The 18071-nt window shown below is 72.0% G+C and carries 13 protein-coding genes; 1 reads left to right on the top strand and 12 read right to left on the bottom strand.

Annotated features, from left to right (window positions below):
• Positions 1-15 precede the first annotated feature (15 nt).
• From FF100_RS24120 to FF100_RS24095, 6 genes are all read right to left on the bottom strand, one after another.
• On the bottom strand, positions 16-1140 hold the full coding sequence (locus FF100_RS24120) for an ABC transporter ATP-binding protein (RefSeq protein ID WP_139038319.1): 1125 nt from the start codon (positions 1138-1140) through the stop codon (positions 16-18).
• 104 nt (positions 1141-1244) lie between these two features.
• Entirely contained in the window at positions 1245-2195 is a 951-nt protein-coding gene (locus tag FF100_RS24115) for a LysR family transcriptional regulator (RefSeq protein ID WP_139038318.1), read from the bottom strand.
• A gap of 308 nt (positions 2196-2503) precedes the next feature.
• On the bottom strand, positions 2504-3379 hold the full coding sequence (locus FF100_RS24110) for an SMP-30/gluconolactonase/LRE family protein (protein WP_139038317.1): 876 nt from the start codon (positions 3377-3379) through the stop codon (positions 2504-2506).
• Between the two features lie 51 nt (positions 3380-3430).
• The gene (locus FF100_RS24105) at positions 3431-5497 is read right to left on the bottom strand and encodes an ABC transporter permease (RefSeq protein WP_139038316.1); all 2067 of its coding nucleotides are present in this window, start codon (positions 5495-5497) and stop codon (positions 3431-3433) included.
• On the bottom strand, positions 5494-7041 hold the full coding sequence (locus FF100_RS24100; protein ID WP_139038315.1) for a sugar ABC transporter ATP-binding protein: 1548 nt from the start codon (positions 7039-7041) through the stop codon (positions 5494-5496). The genes FF100_RS24105 and FF100_RS24100 overlap by 4 nt, the downstream gene beginning before the upstream one ends.
• 84 nt (positions 7042-7125) lie before the next feature.
• Positions 7126-8262 carry a sugar ABC transporter substrate-binding protein gene (locus tag FF100_RS24095; protein WP_139038314.1) on the bottom strand — a complete coding sequence of 379 codons (1137 nt, stop codon included), beginning with the start codon at positions 8260-8262 and terminating at the stop codon, positions 7126-7128.
• Positions 8263-8405: 143 nt separating this feature from the next.
• Here FF100_RS24095 and FF100_RS24090 point away from each other — a divergent pair, with 143 nt between their 5' ends.
• Complete coding sequence (locus tag FF100_RS24090; protein WP_139038313.1) at positions 8406-9143, top strand: GntR family transcriptional regulator; 738 nt, start codon at positions 8406-8408, stop codon at positions 9141-9143.
• A gap of 24 nt (positions 9144-9167) precedes the next feature.
• Here the strand turns inward: FF100_RS24090 and FF100_RS24085 are convergent, their stop codons facing one another.
• From FF100_RS24085 to FF100_RS24060, 6 genes are all read right to left on the bottom strand, one after another.
• Positions 9168-12287: a PAS domain-containing protein gene (locus FF100_RS24085; protein WP_139038312.1), complete on the bottom strand. Its 3120-nt coding sequence runs from the start codon at positions 12285-12287 to the stop codon at positions 9168-9170.
• Positions 12288-12736: 449 nt separating this feature from the next.
• Positions 12737-14251: an ABC transporter ATP-binding protein gene (locus FF100_RS24080; protein WP_139038311.1), complete on the bottom strand. Its 1515-nt coding sequence runs from the start codon at positions 14249-14251 to the stop codon at positions 12737-12739.
• Entirely contained in the window at positions 14248-14955 is a 708-nt protein-coding gene (biuH, locus tag FF100_RS24075) for a biuret amidohydrolase (protein ID WP_139038310.1), read from the bottom strand. Before biuH ends, FF100_RS24080 begins: the two co-directional genes overlap by 4 nt.
• Positions 14952-15980, bottom strand: a complete 1029-nt coding sequence (locus FF100_RS24070; RefSeq protein ID WP_139038309.1) for a formamidase — start codon at positions 15978-15980, stop codon at positions 14952-14954. The genes biuH and FF100_RS24070 overlap by 4 nt, the downstream gene beginning before the upstream one ends.
• 18 nt (positions 15981-15998) lie before the next feature.
• Positions 15999-16922 (bottom strand): ABC transporter permease, encoded by a 924-nt coding sequence (locus FF100_RS24065; protein ID WP_139038308.1) that lies wholly within the window; start codon positions 16920-16922, stop codon positions 15999-16001.
• Positions 16919-18058 carry an ABC transporter permease gene (locus tag FF100_RS24060; RefSeq protein WP_139038307.1) on the bottom strand — a complete coding sequence of 380 codons (1140 nt, stop codon included), beginning with the start codon at positions 18056-18058 and terminating at the stop codon, positions 16919-16921. Before FF100_RS24060 ends, FF100_RS24065 begins: the two co-directional genes overlap by 4 nt.
• Between the last annotated feature and the right edge of the window lie 13 nt (positions 18059-18071).

Here is an 18071-nt window from a genome sequence, read left to right as displayed (position 1 = left end):
GAGTACAAGGACAGGTCAGGCGGATTCCGCCGGCACCACGATGGTGTCCTGCGGGTGAAGGAGGGCGGTGAGGACGCCGCCGGGGGCGGGAATCGCGAGGCGCCCGGCATGGTGAGCCGGCTGGCGCAGGGAGATCTCCGGCCCGTGATCGAGGGCGACGAACACCCGCAGGCTTTCGCCCTGGTAGACGATGTCGGTCACCCGGCCGGTCAGGCGGTTGTAGCCGTCGGCCGACGTCTCGCTCGCGACGATCAGCTTCTCGGTCTGGATCGCGAGCAGCAGGGCCTCGCCCGCCGGCAGGGGCCGGGCGCTGCGCAGGGTCGTCGACCCGAGCGCGATGGCGTCGGGGCCGGTGCGGGTCACCGGCACCAGGGTCGATTCGCCGATGAAGCTCGCCACGAAGGCGCTCGACGGCCGGTCGTGCAGGCGCTCGGGCGTGTCGACCTGGGCGAGGCGCCCGCCGCGCAGGATCGCGATGCGGTCGCTCATCGTCAGCGCCTCGCGCTGGTCGTGGGTGACGTAGATGATGGTCGCTTCGAGCTGCCGGTGCAGGCGCCGCAGCTCGATCTGCATCGTCTCGCGCAGGTGCTTGTCGAGGGCCGAGAGCGGCTCGTCCATCAGGATCAGCCGCGGCCGGAACACGATGGCGCGGGCGAGCGCCACGCGCTGGCGCTGGCCGCCGGAGAGCTGCGAGATCGCCCGGTCCTCGTAGCCGGTGAGCTCCACCATCGCGAGGGCCTCGGCCACCCGCTTTCCCCAGGAGGCCTTGGGCTCGCGCCGGGCCCGCAGCGGGAAGGCGACGTTCTCGCCCACGCTCAGATGCGGGAACAGGGCGTAGTTCTGGAACACCACGCCGATGTCGCGCTTGTGCGGCGGCAGGAAGGTCACGTCGGTCGCGCCGAAATGCACGCTGCCGGAGGACGGCACGGTGAAGCCGCCGAGGATGCCGAGCAGCGTGGTCTTGCCCGAGCCCGACGGTCCGAGGAGGGACAGGAACTCGCCGGGCGCGACGTCGAGGGAGACGTCGTCGAGGGCCGTGAAGGCGCCGTAGCGCCGGGTCGCGTTGCGGATCGACACCCCGACGCTGCCGCCGGCGAGCGGCCCGTGTTTCACGCCCGAGTTCGAACCCGCTGCCGCCATCGTGGGGTGCCGCCTTCGCGTCCGGTGCTGCCGACCGACGGAAAGCTCACAAAAGCGGCGCCCCGGTTCAATGTCGAAAAAATCCGCAGGGACATAACTCCAGGTTATGACGCGTCGAAGCAGGCCCGGCCCAAGCCCAGCTCCGGATAGAGCCGGTCGACCTTCGCCACGTCGGCCCGCATCTCGGCGACGATCCAGTCGCGCACGGCGACGACCGAGCGGCGCAGCGGCCGCGAGCGCAGGTGGATGAGCTGGCACATCCGCGCCGTGCGGGTGAGGCGGGAGGCCGCCGGCACGAGGTCGCCGGTCGCGAGCCAGTGCGAGACCACGCTGGCCCAGCCCAGCGCGACGCCCTGGCCCAGCAGGGCGGCCTGCAGCACCACGGCATAGTCGGAGAAGTTGAGCGAGGCCCGCGAGCCGTTCCAGTCGGGCCCCGGATCGACCCCGCCGATCCACATCGGCGAGGTGGCGGTGAGGTTCACGAAGGTGGTGCGGCCGTCGGGATCGGCCTCGCGGCCGGCCCGGTAGGCCGGGCTGCAGACCGGCAGCATCACCTCGTTCATCAGGAACAGGGCCTCGTGGTCGAGATCGGGCCCCTCGACGAAGCGCATGCCGAGATCGACGTCGTCGACCGGGCCGGCGAGCGCCCCGGGGATGAGCTGGAACCGGAAATCGACCGACGGGAACGCCTCCTGCAGGGTGTTGATGCGCGGCATCAGCCAGTGGGTGGTGAAGGCCGAGGACAGGGAGAGCGTGACCGTGTCGATGCCGGTGCGGCGGATGTCGATCTCGCGGAGCGCCGCCTCGATGCCCCGGAAGCCGTCCGCCACCCGGCGATAGAGGATGGCGCCGTCCTCGGTCAGCGCGATGCCGTCGCCCGAGCGGTCGACGAGGCGCACGCCGAGATGGCGCTCGAGCTGCGCCATCGCCTTGCTGACCGCCGGCTGCGTCACGTTCAGCTCGGCCGCCGCCCGGGTGAAGCCCCGGTTGCGCGCCACCGCCTCGAACACGAACAGGGCGTGGTTGGACGGCAGCATGCGCCGGAGCGGGTTCATGGTCTTGGGCTCGGGTCTTCGGTGGTACGCCTCGCGCGCGACGATGCCGCCGGCCCGGGCCGATGGCTACCCGGGACCGGCAGCCGGGCGTGGTCGCCCACCTGCCGTTCGGGCGGCTGCGCCGGTCGCCGTGCGCGACGTCCGTCATCCTGCGCCAAAGTGTCGATGCCGGAGCCACCCATGGGCGTCGTCACCGGTCTCGACGGGGGCACGGAGGGCATCGCGCCTCGCGGCTCGATCCAGGACGCCACCGCCGCGATGGCGACGGCGGCCCGCCGCCTCGCGCCGGATCCGCCGGGCTCGTTTCGTCACCCGGCGAAGCGCATCTCGGGCACGCCGCGCACCCCGAGATCGTGGATGGCGAACAGGCTGCCGCGCAGGGGGCCGTCGCCGGGGAAGCGCGGCAGCGGGGGCTTGGCCATCGAGGTCACGTAGAGGACGTCGAGATCCGGGTCGCCGAACATCACGCTGGTCACCTTCTTGACCGGCATCTCGACGACCCGGTCGACCGTGCCGTCCGGCCGGTAGCGGACGAGCTTGCCGTCATAGACGAGCGCGTTCCACAGGCAGCCTTCCGCGTCGACCGTCGACCCGTCGGCCGCGCCGCCATTCGCCGTCTCGACCGCCGCGAAGGTGCGCCGGTTCGAGACGGCCCCCGTCGCCGTGTCGTAGTCGTAGGCCCAGATCTCGCCCGACCACGTGTCGTTGAAGTAGAAGGTGGTGCCGTCCGGGCTCCAGCACGGGCCGTTCGAGCAGATGATGCCGGAGTCGAGCCGGTGCACGCTCAAGTCGGGGTCGAGGCGGTAGAGCGCGCCGTTGGCGCCTTCCTCCATCGTGTCCATCGAGCCGGCGACGAAGCGGCCCTGCCGGTCGACCTTGCCGTCGTTGAGCCGGTTCGCCGGCCGGTCGGGCTCGGGGTCGTGGATCAGCGTGACCTCGCCGGTCTCGAAGTCGAGGGCGTGGAAGCCGCGTTGCAGCGACACGATCGCCCCGCCGGTGCGGCGCAGGGCCATCGAGCCGATCTTCTGCGGCACGTCCCAGGCGCGGATCTCGCGTCCGTCCGCGGTGCAGCGGAACACCCGTCCGTCGAAGCTGTCGATCCAGTAGAGGCGCTGCTCGTCGACGTCCCAGAGCGGGCCCTCGCCGAGGGTCGTCTTGACGTCCGCCAGGATCTCGATGCGCATGGAATCCTCCCGTGTCGACGTCTGGTCGTCGATGCCCCCCGTCGCCCGCGCTCAGTCGCGCAGGGCGAGCACGGCCCCGAGCACGACGAGGCCGAAGATGATGTCGCGCACCGCATGGGGCAGCATGGTGCCGGCGAGCAGCGTCGAGAGCGCGGTGAGCAGCAGCACGCCCCCGAGCATGCCGGGATAGCGGCCCCGGCCGCCGGTGATCAGGCTCCCGCCGACCACCACCGCGGCGATCGACGGCAACAGGTACTCGTCGCCCATGCCGAGGCTGGCCTGGCCGCTGAACGAGGCGAGCAGGACGCCGACCAGGGCCGCGCAGAAGCCCGACAGGGCGTAGACCCCGATCAGCGTGCCGCCGACGCCGACGCCGCTGAAGCGGGCGGCGAGCGGGCTGTTGCCGACGGCGTAGACCCGGCGCCCGAACACCGTGCGGCCGAGCAGGAGCGTGGCGGCGAGCGCGAAGGCCGCGACGCCCCACACCACCGGCGTGGCGCCGAGGAGCTGGCCGGTCATGACCCAGCGCATCCCCGGCGAGGCGAAGCCGGACGGGGTGCCGCCGCTATAGACCAGAGCCGCCCCCTGAAGGATGCCGTTCATCGCGAGCGTCATGACGATCGGCGGCAGGCCGAACAGCACGATGCCGATCCCGTTGACCGCCCCGAGCGCCGCCCCGAGGCAGAGCCCCAGCGGCACCGCCCAGAGGGCCGCCTGGTCCGAGCCGCTGACGAGGCCCGCCACCACGATGCCGACGAGGGAGATCATCCACGGCAGCGACAGGTCGAGGCCGCCGGTCAGGATCGCCGTCCCCTGGCCCAGGGCCAGGATCGCCAGGAAGGACGACAGCACGACGAGCGCGTTGAAGAAGCCGGGATTGGTCATCGCGTTGCCGTTGAGCGCTTGCGTCGCCCCCAGCACCAGGACCAGGCCGGCATAGGCCGGCAGCGTGTATTTCAGCGCCTCCCGGTGGCGCACGAGCCAGCCGGAGGCGGCGGGCGGGTGGCTCCGGCCGGCCACCGGCGGCAGGACGAGCGCCGGGCGGTGCGGGCGGCGGGACGAGGCGAGCGTCCCGTCCCGGCGCGCCTTCACCGTGAGGAGCCCGAGCCGGAGGGCGTTCGCGAGCGGCGCGTGCCGGCCGAACGAGCCGCCCACCACGGCGAGGATGAGCAGCGTGCCCTCGGCCACCGACGCGTAGAAGGCCGGGACGTCGAGGGCGAGCAGGATGTTGACGGCGATCATCAGCGTGTAGGCGCCGATGATCGAGCCGATGGCGCCGCCGCGCCCGCCGCCGAGCAGAGTCCCCCCCAGCGCCACCGCGGTGAAGATCTGCAGCAGCATGGCATTGCCGACCAGCGGATCCGCCGACCCGGTCTGCGCCGACACGAAGGCGCCGGCGGCGCCGTAGAAGAGGCCGGCCAGCACGTAGGCCCGGAAGGTGACGAAGCGGGTGTCGAGGCCGGAGGCGAAGGCCGCACCCTCGTCGCTGCCGACGGCGTAGAGGCCGATCCCGAACCGCGTCGCCTTGACGAGGAGCCACAGGGCGGCGGCGGCGGCGACGACGAGCACCGGCGCCGGCAGGATCCCGGGAATCGCGTCGCCGGTGAAGGCGCTCACGAATTCGGGCGCGATGCTGCCGCCCGGCTTGTCGCTGATCAGCAGCGTCACGCCCTGGACGATGAACATCGTCGACAGGGTCACGACGATCGGCTGCATCCGGACATAGGCGACGAAGACGCCGTTGAATGCACCCACCACCGCCCCGATGCCGAGCGCCGCGAGGCCGAACAGGACCTGGGAGCCGAGGCCCGGCCCCATCCCGGTCCCCAGCACGACGTTGACGAGGGACACCACGGCCCCGGCCGACAGGTCGAACCCGCCGGTGAGCACCACGACGGTCTGCCCGACGGACGCGAGCGCCAGCGCCGCCCCGCCGGAGGAGATGAAGCTGAACTGGAAGTAGTTGAAGCCCGAGATCAGGACGACGGTGGTCAACAGGATGGCAAAGACCGCGAGCGCGATCAGCGCCCCCCGGTGCCGCGCCAGGGCGGACCGCCAGGCGCCGGAGCGTGACGCCGGGGCGGCGGCCCGGACGGGTATCGCGGCGAGGCTCGTCATGCTGGCGCTCCGTGGCGGGCAATCCCGGTCCCGCCGAGGGCCCCGCGCATGATCCGTTCCTCGTCGATCGCCTCGCCCTGCACCTCGTCCACGACCGTGCCGCCATACAGGACGAGCACCCGGTCGCAGAGGTGCACCAATTCGGTGATCTCCGTCGAGTAGAGCAGCACCGCGCCGCCCGCCGCCGCGAAATCCCGCATCAGGACGTAGAGCTGGTGCTTGGTGCCGATGTCGATGCCGCGGGTGGGGTCGAACATCAGCAGCACGCGGCCGCCGGTGATCAGCCACTTGGCGATGGCGATCTTCTGCTGGTTGCCGCCGCTGAACGCGCCGGCCGGGGTGAAGATGGCGCGCGGATGGATGTCGACCTGCGCCAGCGCCGCCGCCACGTCCCGGCTCTCGGCCGCCCGGTCGACGAGCCCGAAGCGCGAATAGCGGTCGATCACCGGCAGCGAGACGTTGAAGCCGCCGTCGCGGGTGAGGAACAGCCCCTCGGTCTTGCGCTCCTCCGGCACCAGCGAGAGGCCGACCTGCGGCAGGATCGCGTCCTTCGGCGAGCGCAGGGTGATGGCGCGGCCGTCGACCGAGAGGGTCCCGGCGGTGAGCGGGACCAGCCCGAAGCAGGCGTGGAACAGGTCCTGCTGGCCCATCCCCTGCAGGCCCGCGATGCCCAGGATCTCGCCCGGCCAGAGCGAGAAGCTCGCCTGGCGCAACTTGCCGGCCGTGCTGAGGCCGTCCCCGGCCAGGACCGGGACCGCCTCCGGCGGCCGGGGCGCGGGCGCGGGCCGCGGCGGGAAGGTGGCCTCGAGCGAGCGCCCGATGATCATCCGGATCACCGTGTCGTCGTCGACCTCGCCCACCCGCGCGGTGCCGGCATCCTTGCCGTTGCGCAGCACGGTGAGGCGGTCGCAGAACCGGCGCACCTCGGCCATGCGGTGCGAGATGAAGATCGTCGTCACGCCGCCGGCCTTCAGCCCGGCGATGAGGCCGCCGAGCCAGTCGATGTCGCCGCCCGACAGGGCCGAGGTCGGCTCGTCGAGGAGGAGGATGCGCGGCCGGCGGAACACCGCCCGGGCGATCTCGATCTTCTGGCGCTGCGGCAGGTCGAGGGCGCGGACCTCGGTGCGGGTGTCGATCGCCGCGAGCCCGATCCGGTCCAGATGGGCGCGGACCTGCGCCTCGCCCTCGCGCCGGCGCAGGAGGCCGAGGCGGCTGCGCGGCCCGTCGGGCAGGAGCATGGTCTCGGCGACCGTGAGGTCGGGCACCAGGCTGATCTCCTGGAACGCCGTCTGGATGCCGAGCCGATGCGCATCGGCCGGGCGCGTCATCGCCACGTCCTGCCCGAAGACCCGGATCGTGCCGGCGCTCGGGCGGATCAGGCCCGACAGCAGCTTGACGGTGGTCGACTTGCCGGCCCCGTTCTCGCCGAGGAGCGCGTGGACCTCGCCGGTGGCGACGGCGATCGTCGCGCCGCCGAGGGCCACGGTCGCGCCGTAGGTCCTGACGACCTGGTCGAGCCGAAGCGCGTCGAAGCTGCCGGTCATGGCCTGGCTTTCGCTGTCATGGTCTGGCTTCCGCCATCATGGCCCGGCTCCCGCAGGGGGCGGATGGGATGCCGGTGGCGTCCCTCAGCGCGCCGGCTCGGGCTCCGCGTTCAGCGCCGCCTTGAGGCCGACCTCCGGGGTCTGTGCCGAGAAGATCGAGGCGAACCAGCCGGGATTCGGCACCGCGGCGGGCTGGAACGCGTTGCAGCCCTCGGACATCTCCTGCCAGGTGCCGGTCCTGCAGAGCTTCACGGTCTCGTTCGTCACCACCGGCAGCGGCAGGATCGTCTCGCGCTGGACCTCCTTGCCGTCGAGCTTGGCCAGCACGAGCTTGAGGGCGTAGGCGCCCGAATAGGGCGGCGAGGCGTAGGAGATGCGCGGCGCGCCCATCGGCGCGTAGGCGCCGTTCGCGCCCTCCACGGCGGTGCCCTTCGGCAGCATCTGGATGCGGCCGCCATTCGAGCCCTCGCCGGCGCAGGGCTTCAGCTTGTCGGCGGGGATCCCGGCCTCGAGCTGCATCTGGTTGGCGGTGAAGCAGCCGACCTGCATCCACAGCCCGTCGATCTTGTCCCAGCCCTGGGTGGCGAGGATCTTGGACAGCTCCGTCCGGGCCACCGCCTGGCTCCACATCCCCGGCGCCTCGGCGACGATCTTGAGGCCCGGATGCTTGGCGAAGACGGCCTTGGCGGCCTCGGTCCGGCCGCTGTCGACCGAGGTCCCGGGCACGCCGGTGATCGCCACGATGGTGCCCTTGCCGCCGAGCTTGCCGGCGAGCCACTCGGCCGTCACCCGGCCGGCCTCGCCCTGGTCGATATGGACGTTGTAGGCGCAGGGCTCGGTGATCTGGCCGTCATAGGCGATCACCATCACGCCCTTGGAACAGGCGTTCTTGACGACCTGGTTGAGGGCGGTGGGCGAGATCGGAAAGACCAGGATCGCCTTGGCGCCGGCCTGGACCATCGCGTTGATCTGCTGGATCTGCTTCTGCGCGCTCGGCCCCGCGACCTGGACCTGGAGGTCGATCCGGGACGCCACGGCGGGGCTCGCCGCCATGGCCTTGATCATGTTGGCGGCCTCGGCCTGCCAGTCGTTCCCGATGAAGCTCATGCTCAGGAAGACTTTGGCTTTGTCCTGGGCCTTCTCCTGAGCCTGGGCGGTCTGCACCGGCCCGCCCGCGAGGCAGAAAGCGGCCGCTCCGGCCGCCAGCAGCGTCCTGACCATGGGGTCCCCTCCCGATATGGGCGTCATGCGCCGTTTTTTGATCAAAGATCATACATCGAAAATCGCGACAAGCCCTTTTTTCGGGACCAGGCCTCGGGTTAAGGTCGGCCCGACATCCACCGAGCCAGACGAGCGGATCCGACATGGCGCCCCCGCGCGCGCAGCAAGAGCTTTCGTATTCGCCCGTGTCGCGGGCGACGATCCAGGATCACGTCTATCTCCGGATGCGCGAGCTCATCCTCACCGGGGGGATCGAGCCGGGCCGCACCGTGACGGTGCAGAGCCTCGCCGAGGCCTTCGGGGTCAGCGCCATGCCGGTGCGCGAGGCGATGCAGCGCCTCGTCGCCGAGAAGGCGCTGACGAACGTCGCCGGGCGCTCGGTCGGCATCCCGTTCCTGTCGCCCGAACGCCTGGACGACCTCCAGCGGGTCCGGATCGAGGTGGAGGGCACGGCGATCGGCTGGGCGGCCGAGGCCATGCCGCCGGACGAACTCGGTCTCCTCGACGACCTCATCCGCGAGATGGACGAAGCGCGGGAGCAGGACGACCGCGCCCGCTACGTCCCGGCCAACCGGGCCTTCCACTTCGCGATCTACCGGGCGTCGGGATCGGACACGCTGCTGTCGATCATCGAATCGCTCTGGTTGCAGATCGGCCCGTTCTTCAATCTCCTCAGCGCGAGCGACGCCTGGGGCGCCTCGAACGACCACCACCGGGTCATGCGCGCCGCCATCGCCGCCCGCGACCCCGCCCAGGCCAGGCGGGCCCTGCGGCGCGACATCGACGACGCGGCGGCGATGCTGCGCAGGCTCCTCGGCGAGGAGACGCCCGCCGTCGCGCGGACGAAGCGCCGGAAGGCGGCCGTGCTGGTGACCCCCTGACCCGTCCGGACCTCCCGGACCGGGTCAGGGCCCCGCGACCGAGAGGCCGGCCTCCGCCGGGGCCGGTCTCGGACGCGATCCGTCCTTGATCGCTCCGAAGGCCGGTCGCGGGCCGAGCGCCTGATGCAGGATCCGGCCGAGCTGCTCGGCCGAGTACGGCTTGTGCAACAGCTCGAACCCGTGCGCGTCCGATTGCGCGAGCACGTGGCTGTAGCCCGAGGTCAGCACCACGGGCAGGTGCGGCGAGCGCGTCTGCAGCTCGCGCGCCAGGGCGACGCCGCCCATGCCCGGCATCACGACGTCGGAGAACACCAGGTCGAACCGGTTCCCGTCGCGGCCGAGCTCCGCCAGCGCCTCCTCGGCATTGGCGGCCCAGACCGGCCGGTAGCCGAGGTCTTCCAGGATCTGCGTCGCGAACTGGCCGACGCCGACATTGTCCTCGACCACGAGGATCCGCTGACCGGTGCCGAGGGGCGCCAGCCCGTCATCCTGCGGACGCTCGGCGACGCTCCGCTCGTCGGCGCGCATCTCCGGCAGGTAGAGCGTGAAGGTGGTCCCCTGCCCGAGGGTGCTGCGCACGTCGACGTCGCCGCCCGACTGCTTGGCGAAGCCGAAGACCTGGGACAGGCCCAGCCCCGTGCCCTTGCCGACCTCCTTGGTGGTGAAGAACGGCTCGAAGATCCGGCCGATCTGCTCCGGCGGGATGCCCGTGCCGGTATCGACCAGCGTCACCGCGGCGAAGCGATTCCGGGACCCGGCATGGCCGCGGATCGGCGGCAGCGCCGCGCCGCAGGACACCCGCAGGGTCAGCGTGCCCTCGCCGTCCATGGCGTCGCGGGCATTGACCGCCATGTTGACGAGGGCGGTCTCGAACTGGCTCAGATCCGCCCGGACGAGGCAGGGCGCCCCCGGCACCTCGGTGACGACGCGCACCCGCGCGCCGGTCAGGGTGTCGAGCATGTCGGCGATGCCCCGCACCTTCTGGCCGATGTCGAAGACCTCCGGCTTGAGGGCCTGGCGACGGGCGAAGGCGAGCAGCTGGCCGGTGAGCTTGGCCGCCCGCTCGACGGTGTCCGACACCGCGTCGAGATAGCGGCGCTTGCGCGCCTCCGGCAGGTCGGGCCGGCGCAGGAAGTCGACCGAGGAGCGGATGATGGTCAGGAGGTTGTTGAAGTCGTGGGCGACGCCGCCGGTGAGCTGCCCGACCGCCTCGAGCTTCTGCGACTGGCGCAGGGCCTCCTGGGCCTGGGCCAGCTCGGCCTGGCCGCGCAGCCGCGCGGTCACGTCCATCACGAACTGGTAGCAGCCGGTGCGCTCGCCCGCCGCGTTGCGCAGGGTGCGGAAGCTGATCTCGTAGCAGGCGCGGGCGCGGTTCGCGTCGCCGAACTCCTCCACCACGGTGATCTCCTCGCCGGACAGGCCCCGGCCCCAGCCGGCCCGCACCTGGGCCTGGTGCTCGGGCTGGTCGGCCAGCAGGGCGAGCATGTTGTCGCCCACCGCTGGTCGCACGCCGTAGATGCGCTCGAACTCGTCGGCATTGGCCTTGTTGATGGCCAGGATGGTGTAGTCGAGGTCGGCCGCCATCACCATGATGTCGGTGCGCTCGACGATGGTGGCGAACAGGTTGCGCTCGGCCGTGCGCTCGGAGACCTGCTGCTCCAGGGTCTCGTTGAGCTCCTGCAGGCGGCGCTCGCTCTCGGCCAGGCGCTGCTCGGCCTCCTTGCGCTGCGTGAGATCCGCCGTCACGACCAGAAGGTTCGGGGGCCGGCCATCGGCGTCGTCGAGGCGCTTGATGCTGCTGTTGGCCCAGATCGCCGTGCCGTCCGGGCGCCGGTACCGCTTGTCGAGCGACGTGCTGCGTCCGCTGGCGATCACCGCCGCGATCACCGCCAGGGTCGGCGGGAGGTCGTCGGGCTCGGTGACCGCGGCGAGGTCGAGCCGCAGCAGCGCCTCCGCCGGCCGTCCGAGGATGCGGCACAATTCGGTGTTCACCCGCAGGAAGCGGCCTTCGGGGCTCACCTCGGACAGGCCGACGGAGGCGCCGGCGAAGATCGCCGCGAGGTGCGACTCGCTCTCGCTGAGCGCCGTCTCGGCGCGGCCCCGCTCGATCGCCACCTTGACGCGCTCGCCCACCTCCCGGATCAGGTTCTCCTCGGCCCGGGTCCAGGCCCGCGGGGTCGCGCTCTGCACCGCCAGGAGGCCGACCCACTGCTCCTCCCGGAACAGGATGACGTCGACATAGGCCGCGACCCGGCGCGATGCCAGACCGTCGCGCGCCTCGTCGCCGAACCGGGGATCCGCCGCCACGTCCTCGACCGCGACGACGGCGTTGTCGCGGTAGGCAGCGAGCAGGTCCGGCCCGAACGCCGCGAGCGAGTGCCGCCCGACGATCGACGCGACGCCCCGGGCGTAGTCGCGCTCGACCGTCATCAGGCTGCCGCCGATCTCGGCGTAGAAGACCCGGCTCGCCCCGACCCGCTCCCCGAGGCGCCGGGCGGCGAGTTCGGCGATGTCGGCCGGCGAGGTCAGCAGCCGCAGCGCGTCGCTGAGGTCGAGGAGGAAGGATTGCCGCTCCTCGTTGTCGCGCAGCAGCGCCTCCGATTCCCGCCGGCGGCGGGTGACGAGGGACGGGTCCACGGTCTCGATGCAGGCGCCGGAGAGACCCTCGACATGGCCTGAGGCGTCGCGGACCGGCGCGTAGAAGAGCGCGAACCGCGCCTCCTCCGGCCTTGCCGCGTCGTCGTGCGTCGCGTCAGGCCCGCTTCCCCGGTCGAGGACGTGCACGGCGTCGGCGGTCCGGACCGGGCGGCCCGCATAGGCCTCCTGCGTGAGCGGGCCGAGATCGGCCCTCAGATCGGACCAGACCTCGAGGTAGTCGCGACCGAGCGCCGCCGGATGCCGGTCGCCGAGGATGCCGGCGTAGCGGTCGTTGTAGAGGAGCGTCCGTCCGGGCCCCCAGATCAGGAAGGCCGGCTGGGGCGAGGCGAGCATCACGCCGACGAGCGTCGCCAGGGAGGGCGGCCAGGTGGCGGGATCGCCGAGCGGCGAGGCGTCCCACGCATGCCCGCGCATGCGGGCGCCCATCGCGCTGCCGTCGGCGAGGAAGGCCGGGACGCGGAGAGTGGCATCGGGTCTGCCGTGCATGACGTCCTGTCCCTGCTTCACGGGGTGTCGGCGGCGCATTCGGTCGCCCCTCCCGCGGCTGAGCCCGCCCGGCGCAGAATCTGCTCCCGTCCCATCAGCGCCTCCTCTGTGACATTTCGGTGGTCACGCGAGGCGCCTCGGACGGGGTGGATCGATCGGCCCGGTCTCGGACGGGCGGGACGCGAGCCGGCCGGCTCCGCGGCGTCGAGCGGTCTCACACGGCGCCGCGGCTGTCAAAGCGATCGTCGCGGACGAGCGGGTCTCCCGCCGGCCCGACCGTGCGAGGTCCTCCGGCCGGGACCGGCGCACCGCCGGAGCGCGAGGCGGAGAGCGGCCTCGTTCCTGCGCCGCGCGGGGCCGATGAAGCCGTGTCCGGGAGGATCGTCCGAACACCGCTTCCCTCATGACTGCCGCAAGGCGGCGTCAGGCCTCGTCGTCCGACGCCGGCCTCAATGATGCCCGGCCATATGCCGGCCGATCGTCCCGACCTCGGCCTCGGCCGCCGCGGTCTCGTAGACGAGGCGCCCTTCCGACATCACCAGGATGCGGTCGGAGAGCTCGAGGATCTCGTCGAGGTCCTCGCTGATCAGCAGCACCGCGGTGCCGCCGTTGCGCGCCGCCACGATCTGCGAGCGGATGTCCGATACGGCCGCGAAGTCGAGGCCGAAGCAGGGATTGACCACGATCAGGAGATCGACCGGATCGGTCAGCTCGCGGGCGAGCACCGCGCGCTGCACGTTGCCGCCGGACAGGGTGGCGATCGGCGCCTCGGCCGAGGCGGTCTTGACCCCGAACCGGGCGATGAGGTCGTGGGCGCGCCGGCGCAAGCCGCCCTTGTCGAGCCAGAGGCCTGTGCGTCCGTCGGCCCGCCGGTCGAAGGCGCGAAAGCCGATATTCTCGGCCACCGACATCTGGGGCGCGCAGGCGTTGCGCAGGGGCTCCTCGGGGATGAACCGGACCCGGCGGTCCCGGCTCTCGGCCCGGCTTCCCGTATAGGGCAGCCCCGCCACCGCGACGCGGCCGCCGGTGGCGCGGATCTGGCCGCCGAGCAGGTCGGCGAGCTCCTTCTGGCCGTTGCCGGACACGCCGGCGATCCCGACGATCTCCCGGACCCGGACGCGCAAGTCGTCGATCGCGAGGTGGCGCAGGCCCGACGGATCGGTGGCGGTGACGCCCTCGATCTGCAGCACGGTGCGGTCGGGATCCGGCGCGCCGGCGCGGGCCGCCACCGTGCGGACCCGGCGCTCGCCCATCATCATCGCCGCCATGTCGTCGCGCGAGACCGCCCCGACCGCGCCGCCGCCGGCGAGCCGCCCGCGGCGCAGCACGCTGAACGAACGGGCGAAGGTCTCCACCTCGTGGAACTTGTGGCTGATCATCAGCACCGTCAGCGCCCCGGCATCGGTCATGCCGCGCAGGAGGCCCAGCACCTCCTCGGCCTCGGCCGGGGTGAGCACCGAGGTCGGCTCGTCGAGGATCAGGAACCGCGCCTCGAGATAGAGCTGCTTGACGATCTCGAGCTTCTGCTTCTCGCCCGCCGAGAGCGCGGAGACCGGCCGGTCGAGGTCGAGGCGGAACGGCATCCCGGCCATGAAGGCGGCGAGCGCCGCCCGCTCCCTTGTCCAGTCGATCAGGCGCGGCACGTCGGCCCGGGCGATCACCAGGTTCTCGGCCCCGGTGAGCGAGGGCACCAGGGTGAAGTGCTGGTAGACCATGCCGAGACCGTGCGCCTGCGCGGCCTTCGGGCCGGGAATCGCGACCTCGCGGTTGTCGACGAGCAGGCTGCCGGCGGTCGGGGCGTAGAAGCCCATCATGCATTTCACCAGCGTCGACTTGCCGGCGCCGTTCTCGCCGAGCAGCGCGTGGAACCCGCCGGCCTCGATCCGGATCGAGACCTCGTCGAGGGCCGCGAAGGCGCCGAAGCGCTTCGTCATGCCGACCGTCTCGACCGACAGCGCGCTCATCGGCCGATCGCCGCCAGAATCGCCGCCGAGGAGGCGACCGCCCCGAACACCCCGCCCTGCATCGTCACCATCTTCAGCGCCGCGTCGTGGTTGCCGGGATCGGTCGCGGCGGTCGCGTCCGAGACGATGACGCATTCGAAGCCGCGGTCGTTGGCCTCGCGCATGGTGGTGTGGACGCAGACATCGGTGGTGATCCCGGTGAGGATCAGGTTGCGGATGCCGCGCCGGTTGAGGATCAGTTCGAGATCGGTGGCGCAGAACGAGCCCTTGCCGGGCTTGTCGATGACCGGCTCGCCGGGCAGCGGCGCGAGTTCGGGAATGATCTCCCAGCCGGGCTCGCCCCGCACCAGCACCCGCCCGCAAGGGCCGGGATCGCCGATGCCGGCGCCGATCCGGCGCGAGCGCCAGCGCTTGTTGTCCGGCAGGTCGGCGAGGTCCGGCCGGTGGCCCTCCCGGGTGTGGATGATGGCGTAGCCTTTCGCCCGCGCGGCGGCGAGCAACCGGCCGATCGGCCCGATCGGGGCGCGGGTCAAGGAGAGGTCGTACCCCATCGCGTCGACGTAGCCGCCCTTGCCGCAGAAATCGGTCTGCATGTCGATGATGACGAGCGCCGTCGTGCGGGGCGAGAGGCTGCCGTCGAAGGGCCAGGGGTAGGGCTCTGCGGCGACGAAGGTGCCGGGGGCGGGCAGGTCTCGGGCGCTCACTCCGCCGCCTCCTTCGCCCCGGGCTCCCGCCTGGGTCGATAGCTCCGCGTCGGCGCCGGGATGCCGCAGGAGGTGCCGTCGGTGATCCTCACCTCCGCCTCCCAGGGCAGCCGGTAGCGGCCGGCAGCGAGGTCGTGCATGTAGGTGTAGGGGCAGTCGCCGGCGCCGCCCTTCACGGCGGCGTAGCCGCGGTGGCCGAGCTGGTAGATGTTGTTCTCGACGCCCCAGTGCCGGCGCGCCTCGCGCACCAGGTCGGGCCGCACCTCGGCGGTGATGATCTCGTCGGGCCGGCCGCTGGTGCCGTGGGCGATGATCGTGCCGTCGAAATTGACGACCATGCCCTCGCCCATCGAATCGAAGGTGCCGTCCGAGCCGCTCATGCAGACATTGGCGGTCACCATCAGGTTGCAGAAGGCGTTGGACTGGTTGGTGAAGCGCCAGGCCTCCCGGATGGGCGCGGTGTAGCCCGCCGTCCGCAGCATGATCTCGGCGCCCTTGTAGGCGCATTCGCGCGCCATCTCGGGGAACATGCCGTCGTGGCAGATGATGAGGGCGAGCTTGGCCCCTTTGGGCCCGTCGATCACCGGGATGCCGAGATCGCCCGGTTCCCACGGCTCGACCGGCACCCAGGGGTGCATCTTGCGATAATAGAGCCGCAGCTCGCCCGCGTCGTCGATGATCAGGCCGACATTGTAAGGCTGGCCGTGCGGGTTGTACTCCATGATGGAGAAACACCCCCAGATCCTGTTCTCGGCGCAGGCCTGTTTGAAGGCCACGACTTCCGGCCCGTCGAGACGGCAGAGGATGTCGGGATTGGTGTCCATCGAGAGACCGTGCAGGGCGTATTCGGGGAAGACCACGAGGTCCATCCCGGCGAGGTTCGCCCGTGCCTTCCCCACCAGCGCGACGATCCGCGCGGTCTGGGCCGCGAGGTCCTGCGGGGTGGCGACGACCGGCAATTGCAGCTGCACGAGGCCGATGACGACGCCGTCCGGCGCCTTGTTCAATCCGCCGAGGCCGTTCATGCGAAGCTCCTCCAAAACTCAACGCGACAGGCCGAGCTCGCCCGGCGCGCCCGCCAGCGCCCGGTCGGGCGAGGAGGTGGCGACGAGGAGCCCGAGGGTGAGGACGTAGGGTGCTGCGTAGAACAGGTAGTAGCCCGACGAGACGCCGACCGATTGCAGGGCGGGGCCGAGCGCCCCGGCGCCGCCGAACAGGAGCGCCGCGCCGAAGCAGGCCAGCGGATTCCAGCGGGCGAAGATGACGAGCGCCACCGCCATCAGGCCCTGGCCCGACGAGATGCCCTCGTTCCACGAGCCCGGATAGTACAGCGACAGGTAGGCGCCGCCGATGCCGGCGAGCACGCCCCCGGCCATGGTGGCGAGCACCCGCACCCGCGTGACCGAGTAGCCCATCGCCCGGGCCGCCTCGGCGCTGTCGCCGACGACCCGGACCACCAGGCCGGCCTTGGTGTGGCGGAACGCCCACCACAGGGCGACGCTCAAGGCGGCGCCGACGAGGAACAGCACGTTGACCCGCAGCGCCGCCTGGACCTGTGGCAGATCCGACCAGAACCCGAACGGGATCGCCGGCAGGGGAGGGGCCGAGGGCTGGATGAACGGCTTGCCGAGGAAGAAGGCGAGGCCGATCCCGAACAGCATCAGGGCGATGCCGACCGCGACGTCGTTGACTCGCGGCAGCGAGCAGATCAGCCCGTGCAGCAGGCCGAACCCCGCGCCGGCCGCGCCCGCCGCCGCGACGCCGGCCCACGGCGAGCCGGTCACGACGGCGGTGGCGTAGGCCGCCATCGCGCCGAAGACCAGGGTGCCCTCCAAGCCGAGGTTGATCCGGCCGGCGCGCTCGGTGATGGTCTCGCCGAGGCTGACGAACAGGAACGGGGTCGAGACGCGGATCGCGCCGCCGATCACCGCGAGCGGCACCGTCCAGAGGCCGAGATCCTGGCTCACGCGGCGGCCTCCTTCTTGGACGCCCAGAGATGCGGGCTGAAGATCTTGAAGCGCCCGTAGGCCGTCTCGCCGACGAGGAGGCAGAGGAACAGCAGGCCTTCGAGCACCAGGATCGTCGCGTCGGGGAGCTGCATCCGGCGCTGGATCAGCCCGCTCGACGCTTCGAGCCCCCCGAGCGCCAGCGCCACCGGCGGGATCGCCAGCGGGTTGTGGCGGGCGAGGAACGCCACCAGGATGCCGGTGAAGCCGTAGCCGGCGGCGAGCGTCGCGTTGGCATTGCCCTGCACCGCCGCGACCTCGAAGAAGCCGGCCAGCGCCGCGCAGGCGCCGCCGAGCGCCGTGAAGCCGACGATCAGGCGCCGGACGGGCAGGCCCTGGATCTGCGCCGCCCGCACGTTGCCGCCGGCGATCCGGGCGGAGAAGCCCAGCGTCGTGCGCTCCATCAGCAGCCAGGCGAGACAGCAGGCCAGCACGCCGGCGCCGAGGCCCCAATGCACGCCGAGGCCCGGCATCGGCCCCAGCATGTTGGCGTCACCGACCGGCAGGGTCGAGGGCTTGTTGAGGCTCGTCGGATCGCGCAGCGGGCCCTCGATCAGGTGGTTGGCGATCGCGATCGCGATGTAGGACATCAGCAGGCTGGCGATCGTCGCGTCGACGCCGCGATAGGCCTTGAGCGCCCCGACCGCGCCGATCCAGACCGCCCCCGCCAGCAGCGCGGCGAGCGCCATCGCACCGACGACCAGGGGAGCCGGCGCGGCCGAGAGCGGTGGCGCGACCACCGCGGCCGCGAGGCCCCCGAGCATGATCGCGCCCTCGCCGCCGATCACCACGAGCCCGAGCCGGGCGGGCAGGGCGACGCAGAGCGCCGCGAACAGCAAGGGGGCGGCGCGCTGCAGGCTGTTCTGCAACGCGAAGGCCGAGCTGAAGCCGCCGCGCCAGACGAGATCGACGAGTGCGGCAGGCGACTTGCCGAGGGCGAGGAGGAACAGGCTGAACAGCGCGAGGCCGACCAGCACGGCACCGAGGGGAATCGCCACCGCCTCGGTCCGACGGGCGAGCCAGGCCATCACCTGGACCGCGGCCGAGGGCCGCCGGGGGACGACCGCTATGCGCGATGCGGCGGTATCGGCGACCATAGCGGGACCTCCG

Source organism: Methylobacterium terricola, assembly GCF_006151805.1.
GTDB lineage: Bacteria > Pseudomonadota > Alphaproteobacteria > Rhizobiales > Beijerinckiaceae > Methylobacterium > Methylobacterium terricola.
Note: the sequence above shows the minus strand (reverse complement) of the source record. Positions and strands in the feature narration are given on the sequence as shown.

Coding starts and splice junctions, on each gene's coding strand:
- FF100_RS24120 (WP_139038319.1), bottom strand. CDS start 1,140: ATGGCGGCAGCGGGTTCGAACTCGGGCGTGAAACACGGGCCGCTCGCC.
- FF100_RS24115 (WP_139038318.1), bottom strand. CDS start 2,195: ATGAACCCGCTCCGGCGCATGCTGCCGTCCAACCACGCCCTGTTCGTG.
- FF100_RS24095 (WP_139038314.1), bottom strand. CDS start 8,262: ATGGTCAGGACGCTGCTGGCGGCCGGAGCGGCCGCTTTCTGCCTCGCG.
- FF100_RS24105 (WP_139038316.1), bottom strand. CDS start 5,497: ATGACGAGCCTCGCCGCGATACCCGTCCGGGCCGCCGCCCCGGCGTCA.
- FF100_RS24080 (WP_139038311.1), bottom strand. CDS start 14,251: ATGAGCGCGCTGTCGGTCGAGACGGTCGGCATGACGAAGCGCTTCGGC.
- FF100_RS24060 (WP_139038307.1), bottom strand. CDS start 18,058: ATGGTCGCCGATACCGCCGCATCGCGCATAGCGGTCGTCCCCCGGCGG.
- FF100_RS24110 (WP_139038317.1), bottom strand. CDS start 3,379: ATGCGCATCGAGATCCTGGCGGACGTCAAGACGACCCTCGGCGAGGGC.
- FF100_RS24085 (WP_139038312.1), bottom strand. CDS start 12,287: ATGCACGGCAGACCCGATGCCACTCTCCGCGTCCCGGCCTTCCTCGCC.
- FF100_RS24090 (WP_139038313.1), top strand. CDS start 8,406: ATGGCGCCCCCGCGCGCGCAGCAAGAGCTTTCGTATTCGCCCGTGTCG.
- FF100_RS24100 (WP_139038315.1), bottom strand. CDS start 7,041: ATGACCGGCAGCTTCGACGCGCTTCGGCTCGACCAGGTCGTCAGGACC.
- FF100_RS24070 (WP_139038309.1), bottom strand. CDS start 15,980: ATGAACGGCCTCGGCGGATTGAACAAGGCGCCGGACGGCGTCGTCATC.